Annotated in this window: 1 protein-coding gene; it reads left to right on the top strand. The window is 35.4% G+C overall.

Annotated elements, in window-relative coordinates:
* A partial coding sequence (locus tag ACFFUV_RS23950) for a hypothetical protein (protein WP_390198527.1) occupies positions 1 to 467 on the top strand: 467 nt, incomplete at its 5' end.
* Between the last annotated feature and the right edge of the window lie 42 nt (positions 468 to 509).

The raw sequence follows: 509 nt of genomic DNA, 5'->3' as shown, positions 1-509 counted from the left end.
ATAACAACAATGGAGAAAGTAGGAAAACGAACATGTTACCGAATATTGGCTATTATGTGCAGTCCATCGATCAAATCGTCAAGGAAACAGAAGCAATCGGAGAAGGAATGCATCCGAAATATGAAGTGATCAGAAACGCAATTGATGAAGGAAAAACAAGTGAACTGGACAAATCGACTCTTGAAGAGATCATCCTGTTATTTGAAGAAGGAACAAAAAAATATCGGGCAATGCTTAAGAAAGTCAGTACTTTGCGTCCACCAGCAAAAGCAATGGGCATTCATAAAAATTTTGAAAAAGCTTATCTTTCATATGTAGCAGGCTGTGAAGAAATGATCCAAAGTATCGATCTTGAATCAGGGGTAGATGAAGATCTATTCAATACATCTGAAGCAAAACAAGACCAAGCGACAGACCAATTGACAGCTGCCATCCAAAAAATGACTAATTTGTTGTTGAAAAAATAAAAGAAATCTTTGATAACAATAAAAACTAGAGTTATCTAATAT

This window comes from Vibrio olivae (genome assembly GCF_042428525.1).
Classification (GTDB): Bacteria; Pseudomonadota; Gammaproteobacteria; order Enterobacterales; family Vibrionaceae; genus Vibrio; species Vibrio olivae.
Note: the sequence above shows the minus strand (reverse complement) of the source record. Positions and strands in the feature narration are given on the sequence as shown.